Source organism: Streptomyces malachitofuscus, assembly GCF_055571035.1.
In genome coordinates this window covers 1-5455 of the sequence record NZ_JBVIGA010000065.1, presented here as the reverse complement: position 1 = coordinate 5455, position 5455 = coordinate 1, and the positions used below count along the sequence as shown (strand labels likewise).

Genomic DNA, 5455 nt, shown 5'->3' with positions numbered 1-5455 from the left:
GGTGTGGAGGTGGACTGGGCTGCCGCGTTCGACGCGGGCAGTGCGCGGCGGACGGAACTGCCGACGTATCCCTTCCAGCACCAGCACTACTGGCTCGACGCCAACGACGGCCCGGTCGTCGAAGCCGACCCCGTCGACGCCGCCTTCTGGGCCGCGATCGAGGCCGGCGACACCGACGTCCTCGCCGACGACCTCCAGCTCAAGGCCTCCGTACTCGACGAGGTCCTGCCCGCGCTCGCCGCGTGGCGCCGCCGACGGCAGGACCGGACCCGCGTCGACACCTGGCGCTACCACCTCGGCTGGGACCGCGTGGCCACCACCGACACACCTCCCGGCACCCTGTCCGGGACCTGGCTCCTGGCCGTCGGCACCGACGGCGGCCCGCTCGCCGAAGCCGTCGCCACCGGCCTCGCCGACCGCGGCGCACAGCTCGTACGCGTCGACGTCGACACCGAGAACACCGACCGGGAGACGCTGGCCGCCGCCCTGCCCGACGAGAACTTCTCCGGCGTCGTGTCGCTCCTCGCGCTCGACAGCCGGCCGCACCCCGCCCACCCCGCCTGGTCGCGCGGCACGATCGGCACCGTCACCCTCGTCCAGGCCCTCGGCGACGCCGGGATCGAGGCACCCCTGTGGGCCCTCACGTCCGGCGGCGTCGCCGTCGGCGGCCCCGCGGAACTGACCGACCTCCCCCAGCACGTCATGTGGGGCGTCGGCACCGTCCTGGCACTGGACCACCCCCGCACCTGGGGCGGCCTCGTCGACCTGCCGGCCGGCCCCGGACTGCCCGACGCGTCCACCCTCGACCTGCTGTGCACCGCCCTCTCCGGAACCGACGACGAGGACCAGCTCGCCGTACGCGCCGACGGCCTCCACGCCCGCCGCATGCGCCGCGCCCCCCTCGACGGCGCCCCGGCCACCAAGCCCTGGACCCCGAGCGGCACCGTCCTCGTCACCGGCGGCACGGGTGGCACCGGAGCCCACGTGGCCCGTTGGCTCGCCGAGCAGGGCGCCGAACACCTGGTGCTGACCAGCCGCCGCGGACCCGACGCCCCCGGCGCCGCCGAACTCCGCGCCGAACTCGAAGCGCACGGCGCGCGGGTCACCCTCACCGCCTGCGACATCACCGACCGCGACGCCGTCGCCGCCCTCCTCGACGCCGTCCCCGCCGAACTGCCGCTGACCGCCGTCCTGCACCTCGCAGGCGCCTCCCAGACCGAATCACCCCTGTCCGGCCTCACCGTCGAGCAGTTCGCCGAGATGGGCCGCGCCAAGATCGACGGCGCCCGCCACCTCGACGACCTGCTCGGCGACCGCGAACTCGACGCCTTCGTCCTCTTCTCCTCCGGCGCCACCGCCTGGGGCAGCAACGGCCTCACCTCGTACGCCGGGGCCAACGCCTACCTCGACGGCCTGGCCCACCGGCGCCGCGCCCGCGGACTGACCGCCACCTCCCTCGCCTGGGGCGCCTGGGACGGCGGCGGCATGGTCGACGGCTCGATGGCCGGCGAGTTCGGGAAGCTCGGCCTCTCCCTGATGGACCCCCAGCTCTGCATCGCCGCACTGGAACAGGCCGTCCAGCACGACGAGACCCACGTGGTCGTCGCCGACATCGACTGGACCCGCTTCGCCCCCGCCTTCACCCTCAGCCGTCCCCGGCCCCTGCTCCGCGGCCTGCCCGAGGTCACCGAACTCCTCGCCGGCACCACGGACGACACCGCCGCCGACGCCTCGGCCCTGCGTGCCGAACTCCTGCGGCTCACGCCCGCCGACCAGGAACAGCTCCTGGTCACCCTGGTGAGCACCGAGGCCGGAGCCGTCCTCGGCCACACCGGCACCGAAGGCGTCGACGCGGACCGGGCGTTCAAGGAGATCGGGTTCGACTCCGTCACCGCGGTCGAACTACGCAACCGCCTCAACGCCGTCACCAGGCTGCGCCTGCCCGCCACCCTCGTCTTCGACTACCCGAACCCCAGGGTGCTGGCCGAACTCATCCGCACGGAACTCCTCGGGAACGCCGTCGCCGAGGACCGGCCCACGGCTGCCCCCGCGCCCGCACCCTCGACCGCCCCCGCGACCGACGACCCGATCGCGATCGTCTCCATGAGCTGCCGCCTCCCCGGCGAGGTCACCTCGCCCGAGGACCTGTGGGCCCTGCTCGCCGACGGCCGCGACGCGCTCGTCGACTTCCCGGCCGACCGCGGCTGGGACCTCGACGGCCTCTTCTCCGACAACCCCGACGCCCCCGGCACGACCTACGTCCGCAAGGGCGGCTTCCTGCACGGCGTCGCGGACTTCGACGCCGAGTTCTTCGGCATCAACCCCCGCGAGGCCCTGGCGATGGACCCGCAGCAGCGGCTCCTTCTGGAGACCTCGTGGGAGGTCTTCGAACGGGCGGGCATCGACCCGACATCCCTGCGGGGCAAGGACGTCGGCGTCTTCACCGGCATGGGGGCCCAGGACTACACCCCGCGGCTCGGCGGCGGCACCTCGGGCACCGAGGGCTATGCCCTCACCGGCAGCGCGGGCAGCGTGGCCTCCGGCCGGGTCTCGTACATCCTCGGCCTGGAGGGCCCCGCGCTCACCATCGACACGGCGTGCTCGTCGTCGCTGGTCGCGATGCACTCCGCGATGCAGGCGCTGCGCAGCGGTGAGTGCTCGCTCGCTCTCGCCGGCGGCGTGGCCGTGATGTCCAGCCCCGGAGTCTTCGTCGAGTTCTCGCGGCAGCGCGGCCTCGCCCCCGACGGCCGCTGCAAGGCGTTCGCCGACGGCGCGGACGGCACCGGCTGGGCCGAGGGCGTGGGCGTGCTGCTGCTGGAGCGTCTGTCGGACGCGCGGCGCAACGGTCACGAGGTCCTGGCTGTGGTGCGGGGCAGCGCGGTGAACCAGGACGGTGCGTCCAACGGCCTGACCGCGCCGAACGGTCCTTCGCAGCAGCGGGTGATCCGGCAGGCGCTGGCCAACGCCGGTCTGTCGGCGGCCGACGTGGACGCGGTGGAGGCGCACGGCACGGGTACGTCGCTGGGCGACCCCATCGAGGCGCAGGCCCTCCTCGCCACCTACGGGCAGGAACGCCCCGGCGACGACCGGCCCCTCCTGGTCGGCGCCCTGAAGTCGAACATCGGCCACACCGGGGCGACCGCGGGTGTGGCGGGTGTGATCAAGATGGTGCAGGCGATGCGGCACGGGGTGCTGCCGAAGACGCTGCACGTGGATGCCCCGTCGTCGGCCGTGGACTGGTCGGCGGGAGCGGTGGAGTTGCTGACCGAGGCCCGTGACTGGCCGGAGGTGGACCGTCCGCGGCGTGCGGGTGTGTCGGCGTTCGGGATCAGCGGCACGAACGCGCACGTGATTCTGGAGGCCGTGGAGCAGGAGGTTCCGGAGCCGACCGTGACGGAGGGTCCGGTGCCTCTGGTGCTGTCGGGGCGGACGCCGGATGCGGTGCGTGCCCAGGCGGAGCGGTTGTCGGGATTCCTGGGCGGGGAGTCCGGGGCGGGTCTGGCGGATGTGGCGTTCTCGCTGGCGACGGGGCGCGCGCATCTGGAGCGTCGTGCGGTGGTGGTGGCGGGTTCGGTGGAGGAGGCGCGTGAGCGTCTTGCGTCGGTCGAGCCGGGGTCGGTGGTCGCCGGGCGTCTGGGTGTGCTGTTCACGGGTCAGGGTGCGCAGCGGGTCGGGATGGGGCGTGAGCTGTATGCGGCGTTCCCGGTGTTCGCGGAGGCCTTCAACGAGGTCTGTGCGGTGGTCGACGAGGGGCTGGGCCGCTCGCTGAAGGATCTGGTCTTCGGCGACGATGCGGCGCTGCTTGACGAGACGCGTTATGCGCAGCCGGCTTTGTTCGCTGTTGAGGTGGCGTTGTTCCGGTTGGTGGAGTCGTGGGGTGTGCGCGCGGATGTGGTGGCCGGTCATTCGATCGGTGAGGTGGCGGCCGCGTTCGTGGCGGGTGTGTGGTCGTTGGAGGATGCGGCTGCTCTGGTGGTGGCGCGGGGTCGTCTGATGCAGGCGTTGCCGTCGGGTGGGGTGATGGTGGCGGTCGAGGCGTCGGAGGACGAGGTGGCGCCGCTGCTGGTCGGGGGTGTGGGTGTCGCGGCGGTGAACGGTGCGACGTCCGTGGTCCTCTCCGGTGCCGAGGCGGCTGTCGAGGAGGTCGTGGGCCGTTTGGAGGGGCGTCGGGTGCGGCGTCTGCGGGTCTCGCACGCTTTCCACTCCTCGTTGATGGACCCGATGCTGGACGACTTCCGGCAGATCGTCTCCGGCCTCACCTTCCACACCCCCACGATCGCCGTGGTGTCGAACCTGACGGGTGCGGTCGCGGAGCCGGAGCGGCTGTGCGATCCGGAGTACTGGGTCGAGCACGTGCGTGGCACGGTCCGTTTCCACGACGGTGTGCAGGCGCTGCGGGACCGCCAGGTCGCTACGTTCCTCGAGCTGGGTCCTGATGGTGTCCTGTCCGGGATGATCGCGGAGGACTGTGTGCCGTCCTTGCGTCGTGACGTGCCGGAGGACCGGGCGTTGATGGGCATGCTGGGGCACCTGCACACACGCGGTGTCACGGTCGACTGGGAGCAGGTGTTCGCGCCCACCGGCGCCCACCGCACCGCTCTGCCCACCTACGCCTTCCAACACCAGCGCTACTGGCTGGCCGCTGCAGTCCCCGCCACGGACGTGTCCCTGAACCACCCGCTGCTCAGTGCGGTGATGGCCGTGCCCGAGACCGGCGGCATCCAGTGCACGGGACGTCTGTCGCGCACGGCACAGCCCTGGCTGGTCGAGGACTCCCTCCCGGGTACGGGCATGGTGCCCGGCGCCGCCCTGGTCGACATGGTCGTCCGCGCGGGCGACGAGGTCGGCGCGGGCACCCTGCGGGAGCTGATGATCGACACCCCGGTCGTGCTGCCGGCCACGGGCGCCCTGCGTATCCAGGTCTCCGTCGGAGGCCCCGACGACGAGGGGCACCGCACGGTCGCTGTCTACACCCGTGCCGAGCAGGGCGACGAAGCCTGGACGCGGCATGCCGGCGGCACGTTGTCGCCCACCGGAGCGGTCCCGGCGCCCCAGGACGACGAGGGCGCGGCGGAGTACGTCGAACTGGCCCTCGACGACGAACTCGCCTCCGAGGCCGCCCGCTTCGGCCTGCACCCGACGCTCCTGGAGGCCGCGGCCCAGGCGACCGGTCACGGGGGCCTCTCCGCGGAGTGGCGCGGAGTGACCCTGTACGCCACCGGATCCGCTGCCGTCCGCGTCCGGATGACGCCGGCCGACGGCGCGTCCGAGGCGTCGCGCCTGGACATCTTCGATGCCGCGGGCGACGGCGCGTTGGTCGCGTCGGTGGAATCGTTGGCCCTGCGGCCCGTGGTGGCTGAGCAGTTGAGGGCTTCGGGTGCTGGGTCGTTGTTGCGGGTGGAGTGGTCCGCGGTGCCGGTGGGTGAGGTGGCGGACGGTGCGGACGGTGTGGGTG

1 protein-coding gene is annotated in these 5455 nt (G+C 73.1%); it reads left to right on the top strand.

Going from position 1 to position 5455, the window contains the following annotated elements; genetic code table 11:
- Positions 1-9: 9 nt before the first annotated feature.
- Positions 10-5455 (top strand): SDR family NAD(P)-dependent oxidoreductase (locus ACZ44S_RS39000; RefSeq protein ID WP_466938235.1); only part of this gene is annotated, 5446 nt, incomplete at its 3' end.